The organism is Arthrobacter sp. TmtSoilC79 (genome assembly GCF_059739405.1).
The window spans coordinates 3,357,393-3,383,934 of the sequence record NZ_AP046051.1 but is presented as its reverse complement, the minus strand read 5'-3'; the positions used below and the strand labels follow the sequence as shown (position 1 = coordinate 3,383,934).

Sequence of the window (26,542 nt, the reverse complement as noted above, 5' to 3'; positions counted from 1 at the left end):
GTTGTCGGCTCCGCAATGGCGGAGCTGTCTGATGAAAAAGTAAACTGGATCACGGCCCTTGTCGTCAAGACTTGAACGCAAGAGCCAGCTAACGATTTCGTTACCTACCGGTAATACCGGCGTGTTGGAACACCAAAGCGGCAGCTCCAAGGGCCTCTGCCCGCGCCCCCAGCGAGGACATTGCCAAGTGGGTTGTCTCTCCCACCACAGGTACGGCGTGCCGTACCAGCCCCCTGCGGATGGGGTCCAGCAGGAGGTCGCCGAGGCCGGCCAACGGGCCGCCCACCACAATCACTTCAGGGTTGATCAGGTTGGAAACGTTGCCCAAAGCGCGTCCCACCGCCAGGCCGGCGTCGTCCACTACGCGCTGGGTTGCCGAGTCGCCGGCGAGGCAGTTCCGGACGATGTCCTGCGGCGTCAGGAGTTTCTCCTGGCCGCGGCCCAGCAGCTCGATCATTGTGGTGGTGGAGGCTATCGTTTCGAGGCAACCCCTGTTCCCGCAGCGGCACACCAGGCCGTGCTCATGGATGGTGGCGTGTCCTATTTCCCCAGTGATGCCCACATTGCCGTAGTAGGGGAAACCGTTGAGGATCAGGCCGGCGCCGATACCCGAGCCGATCTTGAGGAACATGAGGTTGGAGACGCCGCTGTGGGGTCCCCACGTCACTTCTGACAAAGCGCCGAGGTTGGCGTCGTTGTCAACAAAGACGGGGCAATTCAGCGCTTCTTCCAGCCGGTGCAGGATATCGATGCCTACCCACTCCGGCAGGATGGCGCCTTGGGCAACAGTGCCCGAACGGCGGTCGATGGGGCCGGGAATGCCGGCACCCGCGCCGACGACTGCTGTGCGGTCGATCCCGTTCTCCCGGAGCAGTTTTTCCAGCAGCGGGACCGCAGCGGCGATGCCTTCTTCTGCCTGGTGTCCAAGCGGTAATTCGATGTAATCCTCGGCAATGACGTGGTAGCCCAGTGATGCCAGGACCACGCGGAGGTGGCGGCGTCCAAAGTCGATTCCGACGGCGACCGCGCCGTTGCTGTTCAGCCGCACATTGGTTGCGCGGCGGCCGGAGCTGGTGGTGGGCTCGGTGGAAACGAGGCCGGCGTCCTGCATGATTTTCACGATGTTGGAGATCGTTGCCGTGGACAGCCCTGTCTGGCGTGAGAGTTCGGCCTGCGTGGAGGGGCCGTTCAACAGGCACTCGATGATGCGTTGCTGATTCAGATGGCGCAGCGCGGACTGCGAGCCGGGTTTTCTTGGATGGCTCTTCGTTGAGCGCTGCGTAGCGGGCATGACAAGAAGATTGCCCCACAAGCAACGTTGTAGTCAAGAAGTGAACACAAGGAGTCAACTCTCCCCGACATACTCCAACGCAAGAACATGGGATACGTACCCGTTGTGGGGCCCGCTATGCACGCTATGAACGGGGATTTGCCTGCAGAGTGGGCCCTTCAACGCCAGAGATGCCTGCAGAGCGGGCCCCTCAACGCCAGAGATGCGGGCAATGCGTCCCGCTTTGCGCGGGTGCAGGTCCAAATGCCCCAACCTGGGCAGGCGTGCCGGGCCTAGTCTGGAACCAAGAAACGTCCGGCATCCTCGTGAGCGCCGGTACCAGGCGAAAACCTAGGTGGTAAAGATGCTGCTCTCCGTCCTGCAGGCGAATGCTTCCGTCATGGACGTCGACGCCAACCTCAAAACGATCGACGACGCCGCCCGGCGCGCAGCCCAGGCCGGCGCCGGCCTGCTGCTCACTCCCGAGCTGTTCCCTGTTGGATACGCGCCGTTGCGCCTCCACGCTGAGCTGGACCCGGCAACCCTTCCGGACATCCGGGAACGCCTGGCCGGGATCGCGCGGACGCATGGGATCGGGTTGGTCTACAGCCTTCCGGCGGTCAGTACGGAACTGCCGGCGCACGACGACGGCGCGCAGCCGGCTGCCGCTGCAAACCGCTGGCACATCACGGCTACTTTGCTGGACGACTCCGGTGCCGAGGTCCTCAATTACGCAAAAGTGCACCTCTTCGGTCCGGAGGAGCACAAGGCATTCGTCGCCGCCCAAGAACCTCCCGCCGTCGTGGATTTCAACGGAATCCGGACGTCCATGCTGATCTGCTACGACGTCGAATTCCCGGAGGCCGTGCGGGCAGCAGCAACCCGCGGCGCTGAACTGCTGCTCGTTCCCACGGCCCTGTCGGCCGGGTTCGACAACGTGCCGCAGGTCTTGATCCGTGCCCGCGCTTTGGAAAGCCAGCTGAATGTGGCCTATGCCAACCACGCGGGGCACGAGGATGTGTACAACTTCCTGGGCGGCAGCGTGGTTGCCGGGCCGGATGGATCGTTGCTTGCCGCGGCGGGGGATTCCCCAACGTTGCTGTTCGCGGAGGTCGGCACGGACACGGTGAAAGCGGCGCGGGAGGAAGTCCCGTACTTGCGCGAACGCCGGCCGGAACTCTACGGGAAATGGGACCAGCGCAGCTAGGCGACCATCCCGTCTGCCCCTGCCTGCATCAACTCCTCCACATACTGGAGCGCGAACCACAGCTCGGCCCGCACCTGTGCCTGGTTGAGGTCCATGTCCAGCAGTTCGCCCAGGACCCCGATCTGCCGGCGGACACTGTTCCGGTGGAGCCCAAGGAGTTTGGCCGAACCGTCCCAGCTGCCGTTTTCGCTAAGCCAACCGCGCAGGACGGCCAGCAACGGATCGCGCCGGTCCGCCTCCAGCGACAACACCGGTCCAAGGAGCCGTCCGGCAAGCATGGTTCCGGCTTCGCGTCCCAGAAGCCCGGCAACTGACCACGTCACTTCGTCCACGCGCGCGCTCTTGCCGGTGGTCAACACCCGGCTCCGCAGTGACGTGGCCCGTTGGTAGGCAGCGGTCAGGCCCGTCAGCTCGGTGGGTTCGCCTATCACCAGGCGCCATCCCAGTTTCTCGATGTCGGCCAGCAAAGCGTCGTCCACCTTCAGCCGGGTTATCGCCGCGAATCCGTACTCGGTGATCTCCACCAGTTTGGTGTCGAACAGCCTCCGCCATTGCAGCAGCTCACGAACCGGGCCGTCGTCGGCTGCGCCTTCCACCCTGATGCCCTGAACCACGCGCATCTGCCCGGACCTGGTGGAGGACAAGCTCTGGGCCAGCAGGTCCTTGAGCCCATTGAGCTGTTTGGTTGAGCCGGAAGCCAGCGAATCCGGATGGAGCAGCACCGCTGTTGCCAGTTGGCTGGGAGCCAGCGAGCCGCTGGTTCTCTGCCGCACCAGCAGTTCCAACAGCCCCACGGCCGACTGCACCACGTTGTTCTGGGCAGGCGTCAACGGAGTATCCGAGCCAAGGATAAGCGCGCCAAGGTTTGCATCCTTGGTACTGCGGAGCGGATGTCCAACCACCAAGGACGAGCCCGCCTCCTCGAAGCCGTCCATCTCCACGCGCGGACCGCTGCCGGACAGCAGCCGCTCCAGCATCGGCGCCAACAAGGAATGCTCGACGCCGGTGCTGCCGCCGGCACTGTGCCCGCGCGCCCGGACCCGCCCGTCCGCACCCACCAGGATGGCCCACACAGGGACCCGCTGAACCAGTGCTGCCAGGAGCTCGTGTTCAGGCCTGGGGGAGAGGACCGCGCGCATGAGTTGACGGTTGGTCTCTGCCAGTTGCCGAAAGACCCTCGCGTTGTCGGTCTCCAGGAGCTGTGAAAACTCCAGTCCAATGGCGGCGAACGGAACAGACTCCGGTACCTCGAACAAGGTCAGGCCATGCTTCCGGCAGGCGCCGAGCAAAGCATCAGGCACGGCGTCGAAATAGGGCCTGATGCCAAAACCCAGCGCAGCAACCTTCGCCTCCACCAACCGCCGCACATAGGCGTCCACCTTTGCCGCCGAGCCACCCTTCCCCAGGAAGGGCAGCCCGGCGGTCAACAGGAACTCACCCTCTGGCAAGTACGGGGTGGGATCTTCGAGCTCACTGGGTTCCACCCACCGCAGCAGCGACGAGCCGCTGCCGCCGTCGTGAAGCATTCTCAACTCCGGCGGCAGCTGCTCAACAAACTGTTCGAGCGTGACGAAACTCAGGCGGGAGGTGGCGGGCTCAGGCGACATTGCCCTGCCCGGCGTCGGCCGGCTCCTGGTAGTCCGGGCACTGGTAGGCGGCGTTCTGGTCGGCACCGATTGCGTAGGCACGCGGAAGGCGCGGGGCGATCCTGTTGATGATTTCGTCGCCGTGGCTGCCGATCGCGGCGCCCCAATCGTCGGCGCTCGCCGCCCCGCTGGCCGGGTCGCCGAACAATACTGCCGTGTCCCCGACGTTGATCCCTGAGGCATCAGGACCCAGGTCCACCATGAACTGGTCCATGCACACCTTGCCGATCACAGGGACACTGCGGCCGGCAATGTTCACCACTGACCTCCCGCTGATGCCCTTGGGGATGCCGTCCGCGTAGCCGAGTGGAATGAGTCCGAGGTAGCGCGGTTCGTAGGTGATGGCCTGGTGTTCGTAGCTGACGCCGGTGCCTGCCGGAACTTTTTTGACCATGACCAGCGGTGCCGTCACACTCAGTGCCGGCCGCAGTCCAAAGTCAGCCGGGTTCAGGTGGTCCGCAGGTGCCAGGCCGTAGATGGCCAGTCCTGCCCGAACCATGTCGAAGTGGAATTCGGGCCGGTCAAGGATATTGGCGGAGCTGGAAACATGGCGGAGTTCGGGATTCAGGCCGGCTTCCCGGGCCTCCCGCACAGCGTCCTCAAACTCGGCCACGGCGGTGGCGTTGCCCGGGTGGGCAGGAACGTCGGCCCAGGCCAAGTGGGTCCAGAGCCCCCGGACGCGGAGCGTGCCGTCCAGTTCGGCCAGGCGTGCCTGCCTCACAAGTTCTGCCCAGTCTTCCTTCCGTGCTCCTCCGCGGCTCAGGCCGCTGTCCAGTTCAAGATGCACGACGGCGGGCCGGCCCACCCGCTGTGCGATGCCTGCCAGAACCTCAAGTTGGCTGACGCTTCCGAGGGAAACATCGATGTCGTTTTCCAGTGCCTCAAGGATGGCCGAACTCGTCTGGGATGCCAGATACAGCCACGAAAGGATGGGGGTGCTGATGCCGGCTTTGCGAAGGGCGATGGCCTCGCTGAGCTGGGCAGTTCCGAGCCAGTCGGCCCCCGCGGCTACAGCGGTGCGGGCTACGTCGATGAGTCCATGGCCATAGGCGTTGCCTTTGACGACGGCCATGAAATGCGGCGCTGCGGTGCGTGCCTTCAAGGCTTTGATGTTGTCTGAAATCGCGGACAGGTCCACGGTGACCTGTCCCGAGAGGGCCGCTGAAGCGGCTCCTTGATAGTGTGCATTACGTCTCATGGTTGAACACTATAGGTCATTTTGCACCATGGTGAGAGGTGGCTCACATGCCAGTCTTGTGGAGGGGAAATCGAAACTACTTTGAAGGGACGTCAAGGGTGACCGTGCCTGTGAACACCGAAAATACAACGGCGGTGAGCGCCACGAGGCCGAGCCTGGGAGCTCAGCTGCTGCGCCGCAAGCCGATTGGCCAGATGGTCAGCGAAGCAGGAAGCGGTGAGGGCGGTACGCCGCTGGTCCGCAGCTTCGGCGTCCTCCAACTGACCATGATCAGCGTCGGCGCCACGCTGGGCACCGGCATCCTGGTGATCCTCGGCGAATCCGTGCCTTTGGCGGGCCCCGCCATCTGGATCTCCTTTGTGATCGCAGGTTTGGCTGCGCTGCTCTCCGCCGTGTCCTACGCCGAAATGGCCGGCCTTGTTCCGGTGGCCGGCTCGTCCTACTCCTATTCCTACGCCACCATGGGCGAGGGCATGGCGTGGATCTGCGGCTGGTGCCTTGTGCTCGAATACGCCGTTTCCGTGGCAGCAGTCGCCGTCGGCGCGGGGCAGTATGTCAATGAAACCCTGGCCGCTTTCGGCCAGTTCCTTCCCGATGCCATCAGCCAGCCGCCAGGTGACGGTGGCTTGGTGAACGTCCCTGCCATGGTGATCGTGATCCTGGCCATGGTCCTGCTGGTCAGGGGTGCCCGGGAGAGCGCCTGGATCAACACGGCGATCGTCATGGTCAAGGTGGGCATCCTGATCTTCTTCTGCGCCGTGGCATTCACTGCCTTCAACGCAGGGAACTTCGAGCCACTGCTGCCCATGGGCGCGGCCGGCGTGTCCGCAGCAGCGTCCAGTGTTTTCTTCTCCTACATCGGTTTTGACGCCGCCTCCACAGCCGGCGAGGAAGCCAGGAACCCCAAGCGCGATCTGCCTCGAGCCATCATGCTCTCCATGGTGATTGTGACCACCATCTATGTCCTGGTTGCCGTGGCAGCCATCGGTGCCCGCCCCTGGGACTGGTTCGACGGGACAGAAGCTGCCCTGGTCCAGATCCTGCATGAGCTCACCGGCCAGCCCTGGGTTGCCCTGGTCTTCTCCATCGGCGCTGTGCTGGCCATCGCCAGCATCGTGCTGACCGTGCTCTACGGCCAGACCCGCATCATGCTCTCCATGTCCCGGGACGGGATGATGCCAAAGGTCTTTGGACGCGTCTCCCGCCGCACCGGCACTCCGGTTGCCGGCACGCTGATCATCGGAACCGCCGTCGCCCTCACTGCCGGCCTGGTCCCGCTGGGTGCGTTGGCTGACGCCACCAGCATCGGCACACTCTTCGCCTTCGCACTGGTCAACGTTGCAGTCATCTACCTGCGACGCAACCGTCCCGACCTTGAACGGAGCTTCAAGGTCCCGTTGTACCCGATCACTCCCATTCTGGGCACGCTGATGTGTGCCTACCTGATGCTCAACCTGGGCGCCGACACCTGGATCACCTTCGGTGTTTGGATGCTGGTGGGCATCGCCATCTACTTCGGCTATGGACGCCGGAACTCCAAGGTAGCCGCGCTCAGCGAGCAGGACTATCGTGAACTGACCACCAGGGCCGTGGGCCCGGAATCTGTGAAAGCAGCAAAGTCATGACCATCGCCACAGAACTTCCCCTGATCGAGGAACCCGGAGCCCCTGACGCAACGGGTGCCCCCATCACCATGCTGAATCCGGACTTCCCCTTCAGCTATGACCACTACCTGGCCCACCCCGACGGACTGGGCTCCGTTCCCGAGGAGCTCTACGGTACGGAAGTGGCCATCATCGGTGCCGGCCTGTCCGGGCTCGTCACCGCTTATGAATTGATGAAGCTTGGCCTCAAGCCCGTGATCTACGAGGCCGACCAGATCGGTGGACGCCTCCGGACCGCCAGCTTCCCCTCGGCTCCCGGCGTGGTGGCAGATCTTGGCGGCATGCGATTCCCAGTCTCCGGCAAGGCGTTCTACCACTACGTGGATCTGCTGGGCCTGGATACCAACGAGTTCCCCAACCCCATGGCCCCCGCCACGTCCTCAACGGTCATCGAACTCGCCGGTAAGAAGCACTACGCCACCACGGCGGATGAACTTCCGGAGTTCTTCCTCGAAGTGGCCGACGCCTGGAAGGCTGCAGTCAACGATGGCGCGGCCTTCGCCCAGATGCAGGAAGCCATCAAGGCCCGCGACACCAAGCGGATCAAGGAACTCTGGAACGCGCTCCTCCCGGAACTCGATGAGCAGACCTTCTACGGCTTCATCGCCGCCAGCAAGTCCTTCAAGGAAGCCGGATTCGCGCACCGTGAAGCGTTCGGCCAAGTGGGCTTCGGCACGGGCGGTTGGGATACTGACTTCCCCAACTCCATCCTCGAAATCCTGCGGGTTGTCTACACGGACGCCGATGACCAGCACCGCTCCATTGCGGGAGGAGCGCAAAGGCTGCCCGAGGCACTGTGGCAGCACGCGCCGTCGAACCTTGCTTATTGGCCCGAAGGCACCTCTCTGTCATCGCTCCACAGCGGTTCGCCGCGGGGCGCCGTGGACAACATCCGCCGCGCGGAGAACGGCGACCTCCTGGTCCGCGAAAACTGGGGACGCGAAGCCACCTACCAGGCCGTGGTGACCACCTGCCAGTCCTGGCTGCTGTCCACCCGGATCCACACCGAGGAAGCGCTGTTCCCGGCAGAATTGTGGACCGCGATCGAGCGCTCGCACTACATGCAGTCGTCCAAGACGTTCGTGATGGTGGACCGGCCGTTCTGGAAGGACATCGACCGGGAGACCGGGCGCGAGGTCCTGTCCATGACGCTCACCGACCGCCTCAACCGGGCCACGTACTTGCTCGACGACGGCCCGGACAAGCCCGCCGTGATGCTCCTGTCCTACACATGGAACGACGACGCCTTGAAATGGCTGGCGCTGACTGCCGAGGAGCGCGTGAAGCTCATGCTGCACTCCCTGGAACAGATCTATCCCGGCGTGGACGTCGCGAGCCACATCATCGGGCAGCCGATCACCGTTTCCTGGGAGGCCGACCCCAACTTCATGGGTGCATTCAAGGCAAACCTGCCCGGTCACTACCGCTACCAGCAACGTCTGTTCACGCACTTCAAGCAGGACCAGCTTCCGGAATACCAGCGCGGGATTTTCCTCGCCGGCGATGACGTGTCCTTCACCGCCGGCTGGGCCGAGGGCGCCGTGACCACCGGCCTGAATGCTGTGTGGGGCGTGGTGAACCACCTGGGTGGTTCTTCAGTTGCCTCAAACCCCGGTCCGGGCGACCTCCTGGACGAGCTCGGCCCGATTTCCCTGGACTAGTTCTATACGTTGCGAGGCCCGCTCTGCATCCTAAACCCCCAAGTTAGGATGCAGAGCGGGCCTCGCATTACGCGTTAAGAGGCGTGCATGTCCCGGTGCGCCGCCGCGAGTTCCTTGTAGTGCGCGGCGTTGTGCTTCACGCCGTCGAACTCTTCATCGGTGAGTTCCCGGCGGACCTTCGCAGGTACGCCGGCCACCAAGGAGCGTGGGGGAATGACCGTGCCCTCCAACACCACGGCGCCGGCGGCAATGAGCGAGCCCGTGCCGATCACTGCGCCGTTGAGGATGGTTGCGCTCATGCCGATCAGGCAGTCGTCCTCCACCGTGCAGCCGTGGACTACGGCGCTGTGCCCCACGGAGACGCGCTCGCCGACCGTGCAGGGGAAGCCGGGGTCGGCGTGGAGGACCACGTTGTCCTGGAGGTTGGAGCCTGCGCCGACGCTGATCGCAGCTGTGTCCGCGCGGACGGAGACGCCGTAGAAGGCGCTGGAGTCCTGCGCCAACGTGGCCTTGCCGATGATGGAAGCCGTGGGCGCAACGAAGGCGGATTCATGGATGGCCGGGGTGTCCCCGGCAAAAGTGTAAGAGGGAGCCATGGTGCCCAGCTTATTTCCCAACTGGGTAACAGCAAACGTCGCTATGGGCCGTCAGTGGGACGTTTGCTGTCACCTGGTTGGGGCCGGGGTGCGGAGGACCAGGAATTGGTAGTGCTGTACCCAGTTGCCCGCGCCCGGCCCGGACTCCGCGCCCACACCCTCAGGCCACGTCCGGAAATGCTCAACCGAGCCATGCCCGCCGAAAATCCTGAGCACGGTGTCATCGCTCCGGCGACTGAAGAAACGCCGCGGTTCCTCCAGGTCTTCCGGGTTCAGGACCTCATCATCCTCACCTGACCAGAGCCCGACGGCGATTGGCGCACCTGGTGCGGTGACCCGCACAAGTTCGCTGACGACGTCGTGAATTCCGCTGTTGGGAACGTGGAGCAGGGTGCTCATGGTCCATGAGGCTGAGAAGACAGCATCCGGAAACGGCAGGCCGCGGCCGCTGGCAACCGAAGCTTCCAATCCGGCCGAGCGTGCCAAGTGGACGCTCTCAGAGGACAAGTCCACCCCGGTGTAGTGCAATCCGGCGCGGACAAACTCCAGGCCCTCAATGCCCGTGCCGCACCCCAATTCGAACAACGAGTGACGGTGCTCGGATTTCAGGAGCCCGATGAACCATTCTCTGCACTCGACACGGTGTGGCGTGAGCGCGCGGGTGTTCCGGACAGGTGCCTGACGGTCGTAGTAGACCGCCAAATCAGCCTCGTGCTCGGCGTGAGGAATGCCCCGCATACCCTCAGCATAGGAGCAGTGCTAGTTGAACACCACGGTGCGGGTGCCATCGAGGAGTACCCGGTGTTCGGCGTGCCACTGGACAGCCTGGGCCAGCGTGCGGCCTTCGACGTCGCGGCCCATCTGGACGAACTGGGCAGCGGTTCGCGCGTGGTCAACGCGAATGACTTCCTGCTCGATGATCGGGCCCTCGTCGAGGTCTGCCGTCACGTAGTGGGCGGTGGCGCCGATGATCTTCACACCGCGGGCGTGCGCCTGGTGGTACGGCTTGGCGCCCTTGAAGGAGGGGAGGAACGAGTGGTGGATGTTGATGGCCTTGCCGTTCAACTCCGTGCACAGATCGTTGGAGAGGACCTGCATGTAGCGTGCCAGGACGGTCAGTTCCACGTCGTGTTCGGCGATCAGATTCAGCAGTTGTGCCTCGGCCTGCGGCTTGGTGTCCGGCGTCACGGGGATGTGGTGGAACGGGATGCCGTAGAACTCCGCCAACGACTCCAGGTCACGGTGGTTGGACACAATGGCGGGAACCTCAATGGGCAAGGTGCCGGTGCGCTGCTGGAACAAGAGGTCGTTGAGGCAGTGCGCATCCTTGGAACACAGGATGATGGTGCGCACCTTTTCGCCAACCGGGTTGATCTTCCAGGTCATGCCGAAGGATTCGGCCACGGGTCGGAGCGCTGCGGTCAGCTCCTCCTGGGAGGACGACGTCGTAGCCTCCACCCGCATGAAAAAGTTGCCTGTGCTGGGGCTTCCGTACTGCTGGGAGTCGGCGATATTGCAGCCGGACCCCAGGAGGGCCCCGGCTACCGCGTGGACAATGCCGGGGCGGTCGGGGCAGGAGAGTGTAATAACGAAAGCGGTGGAGTCAGTCACACGATCAAGCCTACCTGTGCCACGTTGTTGTACTGTTAACGGGTCGCAACTGGCGTTGGGTGGACTACCACCAGGGAGCGACAATCATGAAGACCACGGATCGTACGCCTGGGCCGAGGGTCATGTCTTACCGCTGCACGCACGTGACCGCTCCCTGCCGCATCAAACGGCCGTAACCAAGGGGACGCGGGAATGCTGCTGCCGGTAGCCTGACCTGTAGCACCACCCGTTGCCTAGCCAGGAGATCTCCGTGACTACCTCAACCACTTCCGCGTCTGTCAGCAACCAGTCGCTCGCCGATCTCGATCCTGAGATCGCAGCTGTCCTCAACCAGGAACTTGGCCGCCAGCGCGGCACCCTGGAAATGATCGCCTCCGAAAACTTCGCCCCCCGCGCCGTCATGGAAGCCCAGGGCTCCGTCCTGACCAACAAGTACGCCGAGGGCTACCCGGGCCGCCGCTACTACGGTGGTTGTGAATACGTCGACGTCGCTGAGCAGCTCGCCATCGACCGCGTCAAGGAACTGTTCGGCGCCGAGTACGCCAACGTCCAGCCGCACTCCGGTGCACAGGCAAACGCTGCTGCGCTCTCCGCCATGATCACCCCGGGCGACAAGATCCTTGGCCTGTCCCTGGCACACGGTGGGCACCTGACCCACGGCATGAAGCTGAACTTCTCCGGCAAGCTCTACAACGTAGCCGCTTACCAGGTTGAAGAAGAGAACTTCCGCATCGACATGGACAAGCTGCGCGAGCAGGCCATTGCCGAGAAGCCGCAGGTCATCATCGCCGGCTGGTCCGCCTACCCGCGCCACCTCGACTTCGCTGCCTTCCGCTCGATCGCCGACGAGGTTGGCGCACTCCTCTGGACTGACATGGCGCACTTCGCGGGCCTGGTTGCAGCAGGACTGCACCCCAGCCCGGTGCCGTACTCCGACGTCGTCACCTCCACGGTCCACAAGACCCTGGCCGGCCCCCGTTCCGGTGTGATCCTGGGCAAGCAGGAGTGGGCCAAGAAGCTGAACTCCAGCGTCTTCCCGGGCCAGCAGGGCGGTCCGCTCATGCATGTGATCGCCGCGAAGGCCGTTGCCTTCAAGATCGCCGGCGGCGAGGAGTTCAAGGAACGCCAGGAGCGCGTGCTCGAGGGTGCCAAGATCATCGCCGACCGCCTGAACCAGTCCGACGTCGCCGAAGCCGGCGTCTCTGTCCTCACCGGCGGCACCGACGTCCACCTGGTGCTGGTTGACCTCCGCAACTCCCAGCTGGACGGCCAGCAGGCCGAGGACCTCCTGCATTCGGTGGGCATCACCGTGAACCGCAACTCTGTTCCGTTCGACCCCCGCCCGCCGATGGTGACCTCCGGCCTCCGCATTGGTACCCCTGCCCTGGCTACCCGCGGATTCGGTGCTGCCGAGTTCACCGAGGTTGCCGAGATCATCGCCGCCGCGCTGAAGGCCGGTTCGGCTACGGACGTGGAAGCCCTCCAGGCACGCGTTGACAAGCTGGCCGCTGACTTCCCGCTGTACCCGCAGCACGAGCAGTGGTAATCCGCATTTTCCGCGGATAGACAAGCACCACCCGGGCTCTGACCCGGAGCCGACGGGATCCGCCGCCACACCTACGGCGGCGGGTCCCGTTGGCATGAGCCTCCTACGAGACTTCTCCACACAGGTCACCCACCAGAAAGAGCAGATGGAATGACACAGTCCACCGCACAGATCCTTGACGGCAAGGCCACCGCCGCAGCCATCAAGGCAGAACTGACCACTCGCGTTTCCGTCCTCGCCGCCAAGGGAATCGTCCCGGGCCTGGGCACCATCCTGGTGGGCTCGGACCCCGGCAGCACCTGGTACGTCGGCGGCAAGCACAAGGACTGCGCAGAGGTTGGCATCCAGTCCATCCGCCGCGACCTCCCCGAAGACATCAGCCAGGAAGACCTCCTGGAGGTTGTCCGCGAGCTCAACAACAACCCTGAGTGCACCGGCTACATCGTCCAGCTGCCGTTGCCCAAGCACATCGACCAGGACGTCATCCTCGAAGCCATGGATCCTGACAAGGATGCCGATGGCCTGCACCCCATGAACCTTGGCCGCCTGGTGGCCAACGTCAACGGCGAGATGAAGTCCCCGCTGCCCTGCACGCCCAAGGGCTGCGTGGAGTTGCTCCGCCGCCACAACATTGAGCTCAAGGGCAAGCGTGTCCTGGTGGTTGGCCGCGGCGTCACCATCGGCCGCCCCATCGGACTGCTGCTGACCCGCAAGGAAGTCAACGCCACGGTCATCCTTGCCCACACCGGAACGGTGGACCTGCCGGCGGAACTCAGGCAGGCCGACGTCGTGATCGCCGCTGCCGGTGTGCCGCACATGATCAAGGCCGAAGACCTCAAGCCGGGCGCCATAGTGCTCGACGTCGGCGTCAGCCGCGTGGACGACGGCAACGGCAAGGCTGTTGTCACCGGAGATGTGGACCCGGCAGCTGCCGACGTCGCCGCCTGGCTGTCCCCGAACCCGGGCGGCGTGGGTCCGATGACCCGGGCCATGCTGCTCGCGAACGTCGTGGAGAGTGCTGAGCGTCAGGCAGGCATCGCCTAGGTTCCCCCGAACTCATCCGGAGCCCGTTTCGGGGCCAAGCTGCAGGAGATGCCGTGCGCACGGCATCTTTTGCAGGGAACCCCCGAAACGGCCCCGCATGCTCCGCGGCCCGCGTACTCCTCCGGGAGTAGGCGGGCTGCTCCTTTAGCCCGACGACTCACCCGTGGAGCACAGCTAGGCTCTGTGTATGCAGCCCCGATTCCCAGAGCCCAGGCCCCCTGAGTCCGGGCCACAGGAGTCCAGACCCGCGGGGTCACCAAGGCCCGAGGGGTCCCCAAGGCGTTCGGGGTCAGTGCCATTTCCGGGCCAGCGCCGATTCGCCGGCCCGCCCACGAGCTTTATCGTCATCACTGTGGCAGTGGTCCAAGTGGTGGGGACGTTGTTTTCCGCCGGCCGCCAGGACGCGCCCCGGCCACTGGACGCCCTGGCGATCCTCCTGCTCCTGGCTGGACCGGCAGGGTTGGCCTTCCGCAGGCGTGCCCCGCAGGTGATGCTCCCGGTCGCTCTCCTGGCAACAGGGACCTACCTGGCTTTGGGCTATGCGTGGGGACCGGTGGTGTTGTCCCTGGCGCTGGGGATCGTGCTGACGGCAGCGGCAGGCCTGCGCTGGCAAGCGTGGACGGGGGCCGGGATCGCTGCGGCCGCGGTGATCACTGCTGCCCTCCTCCCGGGGGACCCCAACTGGGCGGTGCGGGCCTCCGCAGGCGTGGCGTGGGCTGCGATCCTTGTGCTGATCGGGCAGGGTTTCCGGCGCCGGAGCGAACGCTTGGCCGAATTCCGCAGGCGCCGCGAGGAAGCACAAAAGGCCGAGCGCGACGAATACAGGCTCACCCTGGCCAGGGACATCCACGACGTCGTTGCCCATTCGCTCTCCATGATCAACGTTCAGGCATCGGTGGCGCTGCATGTTGGCGCCGACGATCCCGAGAAGCTCAGGCCGGCCCTGGAAGCCATCAAGGCCGCCAGCAAGGAGTCACTCACAGAGGTCCGGCAACTCCTGGGCGTGCTGCGGGAGGACGTCCCGCTGGCACCGGCAGCCCGTCCCGGCCTGGCCAAAGTCCCCGGTCTCGTGAAAAACGCCGGGTTCAGCGGCCTGCAGGTGACACTGGAGGACAACTCCGACCACGGCGCCATCACCCCGGCCGTGCAGGAAGCCGCCTACAGGATCATCCAGGAAGCCCTCACCAACGTCGGGAGGCACTCAGGCGCCCAATCCGCCGTCGTGCGTATCCTTGAAGCCGCCGGACTGCTGACCGTGACCATCGACGACGACGGCGGTGGCATGCGCGGCGCGGCCCCAGGCAACGGCCTCACGGGGATGCGGGAGAGGGCGTCGGCCTTGGGCGGTACGCTCACCCTCCATGAACTGGACCCGGGCCTTCGAGTCCACGCCGGCTTGCCGACTGAACCGGAAGGAAACACGCCGTGATCCGCATCCTTCTCGCCGATGACCAAACACTCATTCGGGCGGGCTTCCGCGCACTCCTGGACGCCGAGCCGGACATGGAAGTTGTGGCTGAGGCGGGGACGGGTCGGGAGGCTGTCCGCTTGGCTGCCCGCGACAAACCGGACGTCATCCTCATGGACATCCGCATGCCGGACCAGGACGGACTTGCCGCAGGCCGGGAAATCCTCAGCGACCCTGACCTGGCCGGTACCCGCATCATCATCCTCACCACTTTCGAACTCGATGAGTACATAGCCGAGGCCGTCCGGTCCGGTGCGGCAGGGTTCCTGGTGAAGGACACCGAGCCGGCCGAGCTCATCCGGGCTGTCCGGGTAGTACACGACGGAGACGCACTGCTCTCGCCCTCGGTGACGCGGCGCATCATGGCCCAGCTTGCCTCGCAAAGCCGGGCGGCGGCGAAGGTCATCCCGCTGGAACAGGTGACCGAACGTGAGCGCGAAGTCCTGGCGTTGGTGGGAGAGGGCCTGAACAACGCCGAGATCGCCCAGCGGCTCTTCATCACACCACTGACAGCCAAGACCCACGTTTCGCGCATCATGACCAAGCTGATGGTCCGCGACCGCTCGCAATTGGTAGTCCTCGCCTACGAGTCGGGTTTGGTGAAGCCCGGCTGGAGCAGCTGATCCTTCCCAGGCGACTCCACCGGGAGTAGCGGGGCCTCCCAAGGTGACTCCCGACGGCGGACGCCACGCCGCCCGCCGATCGGCAGACTCGAACCAGAGCCGAAAGACGGTTCGCGCCGGCACCGGCGGAGAGAGTTTGGATCATCGACATGTTCACCGCATTGACTTCCATCATCGGGGCGACCACAACATCCGGGAGCACACTGGCACAGGTACCGGCCGCCGTCGCAATGCACGGGCCGTGGGGAGACGGCGTAGCGTGGCCGTTCTTCCTGTTGTTCCCGTTGTTCTGGATTCTTGTGATCGGCCTGTTCATTTTCCTCGCCCGGAGGACGTGGTGGAGGAACCATCACTGGGCCGCAGCGCAAGGGGCAGAGGGCGTACTCCGTGAGCGGTATGCCCGCGGAGAAATTGACGAAACCGAGTTCAGGCAGCGGTTGGAGGTCCTGCGCTCGCAGCCGGGCAGTTGACGGGATCTATACGGAATCGAGAGGGCTCATGCAGGAATATCTGCAAGAGCCCTTTCACATGTCGGTGGGCGCTACTAGTCTGCTGAGGGTGCACAATGAAGCGACCCGCTCTGCTACACCGTCATCAAAACAGTCATCAAAACCGTCATCAAAACAGTCAGAGTCCCCGCAAGCCAGCGTCGGCATGAACCGCCCCTTCGTCATCAGCGCCCGGAACCTCACCAAGTCCTATGGTGAGCTCACTGCCGTGGACAACATCTCCTTCGACGTGCCGGCGGGGGAGTCCTTCGGGCTGCTTGGCCCCAATGGCGCCGGCAAGTCCACCACCATGAAAATGATCGGTGGCGTGTCCCAGAGAACGTCCGGCTCGTTGACCATCATGGGCCTGGACCCCGAGTCGAACGGCCCTGAGGTCCGGGCACACCTTGGCGTGGTTCCGCAGCAGGACAACCTCGACGAAGAGTTGAAAGTCCGCGAGAACCTGATCGTCTACGGGCGCTACTTCGGCCTGCCCCTGAGCTATTTGAAGCCAAAGGCCGATGAACTGCTGGAATTCGCGCAGCTGACGGATAAAGCCAATTCCAAGGTCGATGCCCTCTCAGGCGGCATGAAGCGCAGGCTCACGATTGCCCGGTCCCTCATCAACGAGCCCCGGATCCTGCTCCTGGATGAGCCCACCACCGGCCTTGATCCGCAGGCGCGCCACATCCTCTGGGACAGGCTGTTCCGGCTGAAGGAAAGCGGCGTCACGCTGATCCTCACCACGCACTACATGGATGAAGCCGAGCAGTTGTGCGACCGCCTGATCGTGGTGGACAAGGGTCGGATCATGGCCGAGGGGTCCCCGGCGACCCTCATCCGCGAGCACTCATCGCGTGAAGTACTTGAACTCAGGTTTGGATCCGAGCGGAACGCGACCATCGGCGTCGAGCTCCAAGGCATTGGTGAGCGTTTGGAGACACTGCCTGACCGCGTGTTGATCTACGCCCACGACGGCGAGGCCGCGCTGGAGCAGGTCTCTGCCCGTGGGCTGCATCCGATGACCTCGCTGGTGCGCCGCTCGTCGCTGGAGGACGTGTTCCTGCGGCTGACCGGCAGGAGCCTCGTTGACTAGGGGAACAGTTGACTGACTCAACAAACAAACCAATCACGACGGCGGCGCAACCGTTGCGGGCCCACTCACCTGAGGTGTCGGCGGCCAGGGCGCGGCGATGGGGTTCCTTCTTCTACGCGGAGCAGGTGCTCCGCGTCATGCGCAACTACGGGTGGTCCGTGATCCTGTACAGCGTGGGCCAACCGGTGGCGTACCTCTTTGCCATGGGCGTGGGACTGGCCAGCTTGGTGGATGCCAACAGCGAGGCAGCGTTCGGAGGTGTCAGCTATCTGGAGTTTGTGGCTCCGGCATTGTTGGTCTCCGCGGCGGTGATGACGGCATCGGGGGAGTTCTCCTACCCCATCATGGACGGTTTCAAGTGGCGCCGCGTGTTCTACGGCCCGCACGCCTCGCCGTTGATTCCCGAGCAAATCGCCAGCGGCCACATCATGGCCAGCACCCTGAGGTTCCTCCTGCAGTCCGTGGTCTACTTCGTGGTGGTGGCGTTGTTCGGAGCTTCGCCGAGCCCTTGGGGTTGGGTGTCTGCCGTTGTGGCAACAGTTGCGGCGCTGTCCTTTGGTTTGCCGCTGATGGCCTATGCCGCCAGCATCAAGCAAGACAAAGGGCAATTCGCATTGGTGCAGCGGTTCATCGTCATGCCTTTGTTCCTCTTCTCCGGGACGTTCTTCCCGCTGGATTCCCTTCCCATCGCGGTTCGCTGGATCGGCTGGATCTCACCGGTGTGGCATGGAACGGAGCTGGGCCGGGTCTTCACCTACGGGATGGACCAGAATCCCTTGCTGACCATCACCCACGTGGTGTTCCTGCTGGCGACAACCACCGTCGGCTGGATCATGGTGCGCCGCCAATTCGTGAAAAGGATGGGCTCATGAGTGTCCTCACAGGCGGGCACAGCGCCACGGACGTTGCCCGTGAGCGAAAGTTCGGTTCGCTGTACTCCCGCAACGCCAAGGCAGTGGTAGGCCGGGGGCTGATGGCGGCCAAGTCCAGCACCTGGCTGGTGATGGTGTCCGGATTCTTCGAGCCGGTGCTGTTCCTGCTGGCCATGGGCGTGGGCATGGGCTCGATCGTGGGCACCGTGCAAGGCCCTGGTGGTGAGGAAATCAGTTACGCCGCCTACATTGCCCCGGCACTCCTGGCGGTCTCGGCAATGAATGGCGCCATCTACGACTCCACCTGGAACGTCTTCTTTAAGATGAACTTTGCCAAGCTCTACCAAGGGATGCTCTACACGTCCCTGGGGCCCCTGGATGTGGCGATCGGCGAGATCTTCCTGGCCCTTCTGCGCGGCTTGCTCTACGCCACGGGGTTCACCGCCGTGATGGGTGTCATGGGGCTGCTCACCAGTTGGTGGGCCATCCTGGTCATTCCTGCCTCGGTGCTGATCGCCTTTGGCTTCGCGAGCTTCGGCATGGGCATCACCAGCTTCATGAAGACCTTCCAACAGATGGATTGGATCAACTTCTTCCTCCTGCCCATGTTCCTGTTCAGTGCCACGTTCTACCCGCTCAGCGTCTACCCGCAGGTGATTCAGTGGTTCATCCAGGCCATGCCCCTCTGGCACGGGGTGGAGTTGCTGCGGCAGATCAGCGTGGGCTCCTTCAGCCCTGCCACGGCAATCCACGTGGGCTATTACGGGGTGATGATCGCTCTGGGGATCATGCTGACCACCGGAAGGCTGCGCCAGCTGTTCCTTAAGTGATGGAGTTTTTGTACAGTTAATGCCCCGAAAGAGGCGTCTTGGGGGCATTAGCTGTACAAAAACCCGGGGCTTGGGGGCTGGTGTTCGCCGTCCGTGGAAGCTGGCGCAGGCACCTTTGAGCGTTTGAGAGAATGGATCCATGCAATCTCTCGGTGACCCGCACCCGTCCACGTCTCCCGCCGGCAAAGGCATGTTCAAAGGCTTCCGCATTGGCGGCCTGGGGATGACCGTTGTCATCATCGCGTTCCTGGTAGCCGTGATCTTCGCGGCCAACCAGAACGATGTTGTGGGTTGGGTCGTCGCAGTAGTGGCCTTCGGTTGGCTTGCCCTGGCCACCTTCGTGGTGCTCAGCATCCGCAGGGCCGCGCAGCGTGCCGGCGCAAAGCTGACCGAAGCGCAAAATGCGTTCAACGCCGCAGCCGGCCGCGCGCCGTCGTCGTCCACCGCCGACAACGGGGGTACCCGCGTCGTCGCCGAACGCAGCAAGACCGACGAGGTTCGGGACCTCAAGCTGGACCACTCGTTCAAGATCGTCCAGGTCCAAGTCCGCGTAGTGGACGAGGAACGGGCCAAGGGTGGTGCAGCCGATCAGGACACCATCAACCGCGCGCTGGAAACCATTGCCATTACAGCTACCAATGCGCGCGACATGATCAAGTCCTCCGGCGGCTCTGACGAGCCCGTAGCCGGCACCATCATCGACTAGAGTGGACCGGGTGAGTACGGCATTGAAGAAGGACTTCCTTCGCATCGCGTCAGTTAACGTCAACGGCCTCAGGGCTGCCTACAAGAACGGCATGGCGGAATGGCTGGAGCCGCGCGATGTTGACATTCTCTGCCTGCAGGAGGTCCGCGCGCCTGATGACATCGTCAGGAAGCTGATCGGCGAAGGCTGGCACATCCTCCACACCGAAGCTGAGGCCAAGGGCCGGGCCGGTGTGGCGATTGCTTCCCGCGAAGAGCCCACCGCCACGCGCATTGGGATCGGCGATTCCTATTTCGACACCTCAGGCCGCTGGGTTGAAGCCGACTACGCCGTCAAGAACTCCGCCGGGGAACCCGCCACGCTGACCGTCGTCAGCGCCTACGTGCACTCCGGAGAAGTCGGCACCCCCAAGCAGGATGATAAATTCCGCTTCCTCGACGCCATGACGGTCCGCTTGCCGGAACTCGCCAAGCACAGCGACCACGCCCTGGTGGTGGGTGACCTCAACGTCGGACACACCGAACTGGATATCAAGAACTGGAAGGGCAACGTCAAGCGTGCCGGCTTCCTTCCGGAGGAGCGAGCCTACTTTGACCGCTTCCTCGGCGAAGAAATCGGTTGGAGGGATGTCCACAGGGGCCTGGCAGGAAATGTCGCCGGCCCCTACACCTGGTGGTCCCAGCGCGGTAAGGCCTTTGACACTGACACAGGCTGGCGCATCGACTACCACCTGGCCACACCGGGCCTCGCAGCAGCCGCTTTCTCGGCTGTCGTGGACCGGGCGCCGTCGTGGGACACCCGCTTCTCCGACCATGCACCGCTGGTAGTCGACTACCGGCTCTAAGCTTCCTAAGGTATTCCTCCATGACTAGTTCCATCACCACTGAAACCGGCACTGTGGCCGCGCCGCAGACCAGCACGTCCACCAAACTCGCCGTCGGCGCCAAGCACCGGGTTCTCTCCGGAATGCAGCCCTCCGCCGATTCCCTGCACCTGGGCAACTACCTCGGCGCCTTGGTCAACTGGGTTCGGATGCAGGACGAGTATGACGCCGTGTACTTCATCCCGGACCTGCACGCCATCACAGTCCCGCAGGATCCGGCAGAACTTGCGCGGCGCACCCGTGTGACAGCTGCCCAGTACATCGCCGGCGGTGTGGACGTGGACAAGTGCACATTGTTCGTCCAGTCCCAGGTCCCCGAGCACGCCCAGCTCGCCTGGGTCCTGAACTGCATCACCGGCATGGGCGAAGCGGCCCGCATGACCCAGTTCAAGGACAAGGCGCAGAAGCAGGGTTCGGACCACGCAAGCGTTGGCCTGTTCACCTACCCCATCCTTCAGGCCGCCGATATTCTCCTGTACCAGCCGCACGGTGTGCCGGTGGGTGAAGACCAGCGCCAGCACGTGGAACTCAGCCGGGACCTCGCCAACCGGTTCAACAGCCGGTTCGGAGAGACGTTCCAGGTGCCCGAGGCCTTCATCCAGAAGGAATCGGCCAAGATCTACGATCTCCAGAACCCCACCGCCAAGATGTCAAAGTCCGCGGAATCGCCCGCCGGCTTGATCAACCTCCTGGATGATCCCAAGACGGTGGCCAAGCGGATCAAGTCGGCTGTCACGGACACCGAAACCGAGATCCGCTACGACCGTGAGAACAAGCCCGGTGTTTCGAACCTGCTGACCATCTACTCGGCCATCAGTGGAACTCCCGTGGAGAAGATCGTGGCCGACTACCAGGGCAAGATGTACGGGCACCTCAAGGTTGACTTGGCCGAACTCGTCTCCGGCCATCTGGCACCCATCCGGGAGCGGGCCAACGAGCTCCTGGCAGATCCTGCGGAACTGGACCGACTCCTGGCTCTCGGCGCAGACAAGGCGCGTGAAATCGCCTCAGCAACCCTGGCCGATGTCTATTCCAAGGTCGGTTTCCTGCCCTACCGCGGAGATGCCCACCGCGACCTGGGAGTCCGCTAACTCCATGTGCTCTGCTGGCCGGCTCAACGTCAAGACCGACACCCGCAAGGGTGTCGGTCCGGACGACTCTCGCCAGAGCGGTGCCACTGGCGCCGACTGCGGTGACGGCAGCACCATGTGTGTTGGCGTCATCCTTGGTTTTCCACCTGAGATCGCCCGCGAACTGCAGGAATGGCGTGCATCGTTCGGCGACCCCATGGCCGAAGTCATTCCCGCCCACATCACCCTGATCACCACGACGCCCACCCAGGACTGGGCGGCCACCCGGGAACATGTCCGCGAAGTAGCCCGGACCCAGGAGCCCTTCCACATCACCATCTCGGGCACGGGTTCCTTCCGCCCGGTGTCACCTGTGGTGTTCGTCAACGTCGAAGAAGGCTTTGAAGAGTGCGTGCAGTTGCACGAGAAACTTCAATCCGGGCCCCTCGAACGGTTGCTGCCTTTCCCGTACCATCCGCACGTCACTGTGGCGCATGATGTTGCCCAGGAAAACCTGGATGAGGCCGAAACGGTGCTCAGAGATTACCGGGCCACCTTCCCTGTGGTTAGCATGGGACTTTACGAGCACGACACCAATGGAATATGGCAGCTACGGGAAGAGCTCGACTTTGGCGGCGATACTGACGAAGAACAGCAAGCGGATTCACGCCACACAGGCGGACGTTCCTCCGCTGCCAACTGAGCTGGCCAAGCTCAAACTTGAGCTGCTTCGCAAGAGGCAGGATTGGGGTCACGCCAAGCGCGCAGGTGAAGGCCTGCCGAAGAAAGCGGGTGCTTTCTTCGCCCTCTTCATGGCCAGGTTGAACACCATTCGGGCCATGCGTGCCTTCCAGCACTACACACGCCAGCATGGGCCTCTGTTGAGTGCAGGCATCGGGTTCAACATGTTCTTCTCCGTGACGGGCCTGCTGACCACGGGCTTCGCGATCGCCGGGATCGTCCTGGGCGGCAACCCGGTGCTGGAAGACGCTGTCATCGGCAGTGTGGCTTCCGCAGCGCCTGGGCTCCTGCAGGTCAATGGCGGCGAAGGCCTGGTGGATCCGCAAACGCTCCTGAACCCCTCCGGACTCGGCTGGACAGCACTGATTGCCGCAGCCGTCACCATCTTCACCTCCCTGGGCTGGATTGCCAGTGTCAGGGAGGGGCTCCGTGGGGTAATGAACGCTGATCCGCTCATGCGCAACGGCCTCCTCCAGAAACTCATCGATGCCGGCACCCTGGTGTTGCTGGGCGTCATCCTCATCATCAGTGCAGGTGCGTCCCTGATTTTTGGAACAGCTGCCGACTGGTTCATCGCCCTGCTGAAGCTCGATGAGGCAGTGGCCGCGCCCATCGCCTCCACGGTCAAGATCGTGGTTCCCCTCCTCCTGAACTGCGCGACGGCGGCAGTACTGTTCAGGATCGCAGGCAGCCTGAAATTGGGGCGCCGCGCGTTCCTGGAGGGGGTTGTGCTCGCAGGCGTGGGGACCACTGTCCTGCAGTTCTTCAGCACCGAGCTCCTGGCCCGCTCCGGCAACAACCCGGTGCTGGCTTCCTTTGCCATCATCATCGGCCTGCTGATCTGGTTCAATCTGGTGAGCCAGGTGTATCTGGTGTCGGCGTCGTGGTCAGCCATTCGCGAGGCCGATACTGAATCGGGGGAGGCTCCGCGCAAAAAGGTCCTGGGGTCCCGCAGAGTCATTCCCCGCACCTGAGACCACCTACTCCGGGAGACGCCATGAACAATCAACTGTGGATCGGCTGCCTCCTGGGCGCTGCCGTCGGTTTGATCGTTGGCCAGCTGATCTTCAATTCACCGTTCCTGGGCATCCTCGTCGGGGTTGGGTTGGGGGCCCTCGTGGGCGCAGCAGTGGGCCCCCGCCGCAGCTAGGGAGCCTGCACCAGCCCCTCCCAGGCAACGGTCCAGTCCGCGGGGAACCCCGGTGCTTGCCGTTCCGGTCCGTTGTCCCAGCCGGCCGCCATGAGGGCCACAGCGGCCAGGAGTCCGCCGTTACCGGGAAGGTACAGCGGCAATGAGTCCGTCTGCCGGTTGTGGCCGTTGGCCAGGACGGTGTTCTTCCCGGCGTCCAGGAGCAGCGCATCAACGGCGGCTTCCGGATCCTCAAGCCGCGCGGCAGTCATTGCCATCACCGGATAGTCCCAACCCCATGTGCTGCCCCAGTCCCAGTCGGCCAAGACATCGGACAGCGTGGCCCGCATGAGGTCCGGATCAATGAGGTCGGTCTGCGGAAGGACCCCGAGGGCGCACAGCATGGAGGGATGGTCGGTGCGTATGGTGAAGGGCTCGACGTCGATCGCGGCATACACGCCGTCCACCACCCGTGGTGGGACCATGCCATCTGCTACCTCGGACCATGCCGCAACAGGTTCCAGCCCCAGCCTTTCCCGCCACTCTGACGCCGTCCGCAGGCCCCACTGCCAATACGCCAGTTCGAAGGTGGGATTGGTGACCTTGGACCGGATCGAGCCGTAGCTTTCCTGGGCCGGAATCAGGGGAGGCCCCAGTTCGAAGCTGCGCGGGCTGGGGTGGGCAAAGCTTGCCATGAAGGCGGCTGACTCGAAAACGATCTCCGCGAACTCCTCCAGCACCTCCGTGCCCGGGTTGGCCCGGTACACCAGTTCGGCGAGGTGGATGGGGTGCGGCTGCTGCCAGATCAAAAATGTCCCGATCGGGCTGGGGCTCTCGCGCCCATCCGGACCTACCTGCTTGGGCCAGCGGACGCCGTCGAAACCTTGCGCTTTGGCCGTCTGCCGCGAGGTCTCCAGCACCGTGGAGTACCACCGCAAGGACGGGAGCAGAAGTTCCACCCGGTTCCAGTGCGCAAAGTGCGCCGCATGCCACCAGTGCATTTCCAGATGGAAACGGCCACGCCACGAGTTGCACACCAGCCCTGTTTCCTGCGGCGGCAAAGACCCCGAACAGTTGATCGCGGTGAGGTACTGGGACAGCACAATCCGGCGTTCCAGCTCCTTGGCGCGCGGATCGTCGGTGGCATCGAGCTCGATCGCTCCGCCCGAGGACCAGAACGCCGCCCAGTGGATGGCTGAGGCTTCGATGACGGCACCGGCGGGAGAAAGTTCGACGCCGGTGCCCGCCTTTGCGGAGCCGGCCGGCTGCCCGGCGTGGCCGGCGGGCCTGTTGTTGCCTCGCGGGATGCAGTCGCCGTGCCCGGCGGACCGGAACTCAACACAGAAGTCCAGCACTGGTACGGACAACGCCCCGGACGTTGCCAGGGCGATAACCACGTGGTGCTGCCCGGCTTGTTCCACCGCCAGGTCCTGTCCGGTAATGATGGCCCGATAATGGGAATCATCCAGTTCCCTGTGTGCAGTCCACACTGCAGCACCGTGATGTTCGTCCACGGGGGACGGTCCAGTGAGCGTGGTTGTGTGCGCCTCAGGCCGGGTCCAGTCCGCAGCGTCGTGCCATGCCTCGGAGCCGTACGGGAAGCCAATGCCCACCACCAAGCCCGACGCAAGGGCAGTGGACTCGATGCGAAAGCCGAGCTCATCCCGGTCCGGGTGGCACGCCGTCGTGACTTTAACGGGGTGCCCGGCAAGTGTGAACCGGCTGATGACCGAGCCCGTCCAGAGGTCCAGCGTTTGTTCCGTCTGAACAATGTCTGCCGGCTCGAGGGGACGTTCACCTCGATGGTCCCTCCACCGGAATCCGATGCGTCCCAGGTCCAGCCGGTGGGCATTGGCCCGGAGCCAGGTTTCGGCCAGGGAGGTATCCGTTTCACGATCGTTCACAATCTCACCCACCATGTCCACGTAGGGGACAGGGCCGCGGGGTGAATCGTAGAGGACGGTCGAGCCGGCGAGGTCGTAAGGGTGGGGCGGGGGTACAGAGTGCCAACCCCACTGGGCCTGGGTCCCCAGGAGTGTTCCTGGCGGCAGTTCATCGCGTGCCCCCACTGGATAGTGGTCGGGCAATGATTGCAGCCCGGTGAGGTCCATGGTGAAGGCGAACTCGCCGTTGCCCACGGAGACGGGACTGCGTGGATCCAGTTGGTCCTGGCGGACGTTGTGCCGCCGGACCAGTGCCTTGCGATCGATGGGAGGGGATGGAGGGGTCATGTCAGCCTTTCGGGAGGGACGGTGCCGGCAAGTGTGACGGTGTGTTCGAGTTCCTTGAGCGGGAAGAACGCAGCCCGTTCAAAGGGCGTCTTGTTGGGCTGGTGGAGCGTCAGGAACAGGCTGCCATCCAGGTATCGGCCGATCATTCCGTGCCCCCCATCCGTGCTCCAGAGCGGTTCTGCTTCCTGGACCCATGGCCCCTGCCCTGTTCCGGATTCGCTGCGGGCAATGCCCATGGCATAACCGTCATCGCCAAAGCTGGACCAAAGCATGATGAGGTTGCCGCTGCTGAGCCTGAAGAGGAACGGACCGTCGGTGACGAAAACAGGGAATTCCCGGTCACGGACGGAGGGAACATCGAGGGCGCGCGCCCATGGCGCCTCCGAGGCACTGAAGAGGAAAACAGGAACGCCCACGGCATTCCGGAGGTCGGCGCTGAGTCGCTGGGCCATCATGGCGCCATCGTGCACCTGCTTCCATTCGTGGCAGAAAATGATCCACGGTGTTCCTTCTGCATCCAGGTGAAGGGTGCCGTCCAGGCACTGCCAGTTTGCAGGAGTGACAGGGCCCTCGCTCCACGGTTCATAGGGTCCCTCAGGTTTATCAGCGGCAAGAACCTGGGTTCCACGGAGGCGGCCGGGGCCGATGAACGTCGCGAACATGTAGTAGCGCCGTTGGTATTCGTGGACCTCCGGAGCCCAGTACTGCTCCTGGCTCCAGAAGCCTGGTGGGGGCCTGAAGGCTTCGAAGGGGCCGTCCCACGTGGTCAGGTCGCTGCTCCTGTAGCAGTCGAATCCGGTGGCTTGGCCGGACCAGATGTTCTTATCCGTGCTGCCGAAGAGCAGGTAGTTTCCGGTGGCCGGTTGGGTCAGCACAAAGGGGTCCCGGAGTTGGATCCGGTCCAGGGGCAGGGGCGGCACGGCATTCTCCTTGAGTGGCCTAAATAGTTCATATCCCAAACT

At 63.9% G+C, this 26,542-nt stretch carries 25 protein-coding genes and 1 riboswitch; of the genes, 17 read left to right on the top strand and 8 right to left on the bottom strand.

Annotated features, from left to right (window positions below):
* Nucleotides 1-100: 100 nt before the first annotated feature.
* Nucleotides 101-1,291 carry an ROK family transcriptional regulator gene (locus AC6JA3_RS15410; protein ID WP_026542886.1) on the bottom strand — a complete coding sequence of 397 codons (1,191 nt, stop codon included), beginning with the start codon at nucleotides 1,289-1,291 and terminating at the stop codon, nucleotides 101-103.
* A 343-nt stretch (nucleotides 1,292-1,634) separates the two neighbouring features.
* Here AC6JA3_RS15410 and AC6JA3_RS15405 point away from each other — a divergent pair, with 343 nt between their 5' ends.
* Entirely contained in the window at nucleotides 1,635-2,477 is an 843-nt protein-coding gene (locus tag AC6JA3_RS15405; protein ID WP_091550856.1) for a carbon-nitrogen hydrolase family protein, read from the top strand.
* On the opposite strand, the gene AC6JA3_RS15400 is transcribed toward AC6JA3_RS15405, so the two are convergent.
* Both AC6JA3_RS15400 and alr read right to left on the bottom strand, forming a co-directional pair.
* Complete coding sequence (locus AC6JA3_RS15400; RefSeq protein WP_497920239.1) at nucleotides 2,474-4,084, bottom strand: PucR family transcriptional regulator; 1,611 nt, start codon at nucleotides 4,082-4,084, stop codon at nucleotides 2,474-2,476. The genes AC6JA3_RS15405 and AC6JA3_RS15400 overlap by 4 nt on opposite strands.
* Nucleotides 4,074-5,321 (bottom strand): alanine racemase, encoded by a 1,248-nt coding sequence (alr, locus tag AC6JA3_RS15395; protein WP_254779277.1) that lies wholly within the window; start codon nucleotides 5,319-5,321, stop codon nucleotides 4,074-4,076. The genes AC6JA3_RS15400 and alr overlap by 11 nt, the downstream gene beginning before the upstream one ends.
* 194 nt (nucleotides 5,322-5,515) lie before the next feature.
* Between alr and AC6JA3_RS15390 the strand changes: the two genes are divergently transcribed.
* Entirely contained in the window at nucleotides 5,516-6,946 is a 1,431-nt protein-coding gene (locus tag AC6JA3_RS15390; RefSeq protein ID WP_497920642.1) for an amino acid permease, read from the top strand.
* On the top strand, nucleotides 6,943-8,646 hold the full coding sequence (locus AC6JA3_RS15385; RefSeq protein WP_497920238.1) for a flavin monoamine oxidase family protein: 1,704 nt from the start codon (nucleotides 6,943-6,945) through the stop codon (nucleotides 8,644-8,646). The genes AC6JA3_RS15390 and AC6JA3_RS15385 overlap by 4 nt, the downstream gene beginning before the upstream one ends.
* A 74-nt stretch (nucleotides 8,647-8,720) precedes the next feature.
* Here the strand turns inward: AC6JA3_RS15385 and AC6JA3_RS15380 are convergent, their stop codons facing one another.
* From AC6JA3_RS15380 to purU, 3 genes are all read right to left on the bottom strand, one after another.
* A complete protein-coding gene (locus AC6JA3_RS15380; protein ID WP_497920237.1) occupies nucleotides 8,721-9,242 on the bottom strand; it encodes a gamma carbonic anhydrase family protein in 522 nt (173 codons plus the stop codon).
* A 69-nt stretch (nucleotides 9,243-9,311) separates the two neighbouring features.
* Nucleotides 9,312-9,980 (bottom strand): class I SAM-dependent methyltransferase, encoded by a 669-nt coding sequence (locus tag AC6JA3_RS15375; protein ID WP_497920235.1) that lies wholly within the window; start codon nucleotides 9,978-9,980, stop codon nucleotides 9,312-9,314.
* Between the two features lie 21 nt (nucleotides 9,981-10,001).
* Nucleotides 10,002-10,853 carry a formyltetrahydrofolate deformylase gene (gene purU / locus AC6JA3_RS15370; RefSeq protein WP_026542878.1) on the bottom strand — a complete coding sequence of 284 codons (852 nt, stop codon included), beginning with the start codon at nucleotides 10,851-10,853 and terminating at the stop codon, nucleotides 10,002-10,004.
* A gap of 35 nt (nucleotides 10,854-10,888) precedes the next feature.
* Nucleotides 10,889-10,974, top strand: a riboswitch (ZMP/ZTP riboswitch).
* Nucleotides 10,975-11,103: 129 nt separating this feature from the next.
* Between purU and glyA the strand changes: the two genes are divergently transcribed.
* The 14 genes from glyA (at nucleotide 11,104) to AC6JA3_RS15300 (ending at nucleotide 23,370) form a co-directional block, all read left to right on the top strand.
* On the top strand, nucleotides 11,104-12,399 hold the full coding sequence (gene glyA / locus AC6JA3_RS15365) for a serine hydroxymethyltransferase (RefSeq protein WP_026542877.1): 1,296 nt from the start codon (nucleotides 11,104-11,106) through the stop codon (nucleotides 12,397-12,399).
* 150 nt (nucleotides 12,400-12,549) lie between these two features.
* Complete coding sequence (locus tag AC6JA3_RS15360; protein WP_497920234.1) at nucleotides 12,550-13,443, top strand: bifunctional methylenetetrahydrofolate dehydrogenase/methenyltetrahydrofolate cyclohydrolase; 894 nt, start codon at nucleotides 12,550-12,552, stop codon at nucleotides 13,441-13,443.
* A gap of 292 nt (nucleotides 13,444-13,735) precedes the next feature.
* Complete coding sequence (locus tag AC6JA3_RS15355; protein WP_497920233.1) at nucleotides 13,736-14,872, top strand: sensor histidine kinase; 1,137 nt, start codon at nucleotides 13,736-13,738, stop codon at nucleotides 14,870-14,872.
* Entirely contained in the window at nucleotides 14,869-15,534 is a 666-nt protein-coding gene (locus AC6JA3_RS15350; RefSeq protein ID WP_497920232.1) for a response regulator transcription factor, read from the top strand. Before AC6JA3_RS15355 ends, AC6JA3_RS15350 begins: the two co-directional genes overlap by 4 nt.
* Nucleotides 15,535-15,683: 149 nt before the next feature.
* Nucleotides 15,684-16,004, top strand: coding sequence for an SHOCT domain-containing protein (locus AC6JA3_RS15345; protein WP_497920231.1), 321 nt, complete (start codon nucleotides 15,684-15,686; stop codon nucleotides 16,002-16,004).
* Nucleotides 16,005-16,188: 184 nt separating this feature from the next.
* Nucleotides 16,189-17,118 (top strand): ABC transporter ATP-binding protein, encoded by a 930-nt coding sequence (locus AC6JA3_RS15340; protein ID WP_026542873.1) that lies wholly within the window; start codon nucleotides 16,189-16,191, stop codon nucleotides 17,116-17,118.
* Between the two features lie 74 nt (nucleotides 17,119-17,192).
* Complete coding sequence (locus AC6JA3_RS15335) at nucleotides 17,193-17,990, top strand: ABC transporter permease (protein ID WP_497920641.1); 798 nt, start codon at nucleotides 17,193-17,195, stop codon at nucleotides 17,988-17,990.
* Nucleotides 17,987-18,820 (top strand): ABC transporter permease, encoded by an 834-nt coding sequence (locus AC6JA3_RS15330; protein ID WP_497920230.1) that lies wholly within the window; start codon nucleotides 17,987-17,989, stop codon nucleotides 18,818-18,820. Before AC6JA3_RS15335 ends, AC6JA3_RS15330 begins: the two co-directional genes overlap by 4 nt.
* Before the next feature lie 139 nt (nucleotides 18,821-18,959).
* Nucleotides 18,960-19,526, top strand: coding sequence for a hypothetical protein (locus AC6JA3_RS15325; protein WP_026547514.1), 567 nt, complete (start codon nucleotides 18,960-18,962; stop codon nucleotides 19,524-19,526).
* 10 nt (nucleotides 19,527-19,536) lie between these two features.
* Nucleotides 19,537-20,370 carry an exodeoxyribonuclease III gene (locus AC6JA3_RS15320; protein WP_026542869.1) on the top strand — a complete coding sequence of 278 codons (834 nt, stop codon included), beginning with the start codon at nucleotides 19,537-19,539 and terminating at the stop codon, nucleotides 20,368-20,370.
* 20 nt (nucleotides 20,371-20,390) lie between these two features.
* Entirely contained in the window at nucleotides 20,391-21,500 is a 1,110-nt protein-coding gene (gene trpS, locus AC6JA3_RS15315; protein ID WP_026542868.1) for a tryptophan--tRNA ligase, read from the top strand.
* Nucleotides 21,501-21,504: 4 nt separating this feature from the next.
* Nucleotides 21,505-22,182 (top strand): 2'-5' RNA ligase family protein, encoded by a 678-nt coding sequence (locus tag AC6JA3_RS15310; RefSeq protein ID WP_026542867.1) that lies wholly within the window; start codon nucleotides 21,505-21,507, stop codon nucleotides 22,180-22,182.
* The gene (locus tag AC6JA3_RS15305) at nucleotides 22,109-23,194 is read left to right on the top strand and encodes a YihY/virulence factor BrkB family protein (protein ID WP_026542866.1); all 1,086 of its coding nucleotides are present in this window, start codon (nucleotides 22,109-22,111) and stop codon (nucleotides 23,192-23,194) included. Before AC6JA3_RS15310 ends, AC6JA3_RS15305 begins: the two co-directional genes overlap by 74 nt.
* A gap of 23 nt (nucleotides 23,195-23,217) precedes the next feature.
* On the top strand, nucleotides 23,218-23,370 hold the full coding sequence (locus AC6JA3_RS15300) for a YMGG-like glycine zipper-containing protein (protein WP_162150377.1): 153 nt from the start codon (nucleotides 23,218-23,220) through the stop codon (nucleotides 23,368-23,370).
* On the opposite strand, the gene AC6JA3_RS15295 is transcribed toward AC6JA3_RS15300, so the two are convergent.
* Complete coding sequence (locus AC6JA3_RS15295) at nucleotides 23,367-25,580, bottom strand: hypothetical protein (RefSeq protein WP_026547513.1); 2,214 nt, start codon at nucleotides 25,578-25,580, stop codon at nucleotides 23,367-23,369. The genes AC6JA3_RS15300 and AC6JA3_RS15295 overlap by 4 nt on opposite strands.
* Complete coding sequence (locus AC6JA3_RS15290; RefSeq protein ID WP_497920229.1) at nucleotides 25,577-26,500, bottom strand: glycoside hydrolase family 43 protein; 924 nt, start codon at nucleotides 26,498-26,500, stop codon at nucleotides 25,577-25,579. Before AC6JA3_RS15290 ends, AC6JA3_RS15295 begins: the two co-directional genes overlap by 4 nt.
* Between the last annotated feature and the right edge of the window lie 42 nt (nucleotides 26,501-26,542).

Excerpts from the sequence above, each read along its gene's own strand:
- AC6JA3_RS15375 (WP_497920235.1), bottom strand. The coding sequence starts at position 9,980 with ATGCGGGGCATTCCTCACGCCGAGCACGAGGCTGATTTGGCGGTCTAC.
- AC6JA3_RS15410 (WP_026542886.1), bottom strand. The coding sequence starts at position 1,291 with ATGCCCGCTACGCAGCGCTCAACGAAGAGCCATCCAAGAAAACCCGGC.
- AC6JA3_RS15345 (WP_497920231.1), top strand. The coding sequence starts at position 15,684 with ATGTTCACCGCATTGACTTCCATCATCGGGGCGACCACAACATCCGGG.
- alr (WP_254779277.1), bottom strand. The coding sequence starts at position 5,321 with ATGAGACGTAATGCACACTATCAAGGAGCCGCTTCAGCGGCCCTCTCG.
- AC6JA3_RS15325 (WP_026547514.1), top strand. The coding sequence starts at position 18,960 with ATGCAATCTCTCGGTGACCCGCACCCGTCCACGTCTCCCGCCGGCAAA.
- AC6JA3_RS15400 (WP_497920239.1), bottom strand. The coding sequence starts at position 4,084 with ATGTCGCCTGAGCCCGCCACCTCCCGCCTGAGTTTCGTCACGCTCGAA.
- AC6JA3_RS15300 (WP_162150377.1), top strand. The coding sequence starts at position 23,218 with ATGAACAATCAACTGTGGATCGGCTGCCTCCTGGGCGCTGCCGTCGGT.
- AC6JA3_RS15380 (WP_497920237.1), bottom strand. The coding sequence starts at position 9,242 with ATGGCTCCCTCTTACACTTTTGCCGGGGACACCCCGGCCATCCATGAA.
- AC6JA3_RS15360 (WP_497920234.1), top strand. The coding sequence starts at position 12,550 with ATGACACAGTCCACCGCACAGATCCTTGACGGCAAGGCCACCGCCGCA.
- AC6JA3_RS15310 (WP_026542867.1), top strand. The coding sequence starts at position 21,505 with ATGTGCTCTGCTGGCCGGCTCAACGTCAAGACCGACACCCGCAAGGGT.
- trpS (WP_026542868.1), top strand. The coding sequence starts at position 20,391 with ATGACTAGTTCCATCACCACTGAAACCGGCACTGTGGCCGCGCCGCAG.
- AC6JA3_RS15405 (WP_091550856.1), top strand. The coding sequence starts at position 1,635 with ATGCTGCTCTCCGTCCTGCAGGCGAATGCTTCCGTCATGGACGTCGAC.
- AC6JA3_RS15340 (WP_026542873.1), top strand. The coding sequence starts at position 16,189 with ATGAACCGCCCCTTCGTCATCAGCGCCCGGAACCTCACCAAGTCCTAT.
- AC6JA3_RS15330 (WP_497920230.1), top strand. The coding sequence starts at position 17,987 with ATGAGTGTCCTCACAGGCGGGCACAGCGCCACGGACGTTGCCCGTGAG.
- AC6JA3_RS15390 (WP_497920642.1), top strand. The coding sequence starts at position 5,516 with ATGGTCAGCGAAGCAGGAAGCGGTGAGGGCGGTACGCCGCTGGTCCGC.
- AC6JA3_RS15295 (WP_026547513.1), bottom strand. The coding sequence starts at position 25,580 with ATGACCCCTCCATCCCCTCCCATCGATCGCAAGGCACTGGTCCGGCGG.
- AC6JA3_RS15385 (WP_497920238.1), top strand. The coding sequence starts at position 6,943 with ATGACCATCGCCACAGAACTTCCCCTGATCGAGGAACCCGGAGCCCCT.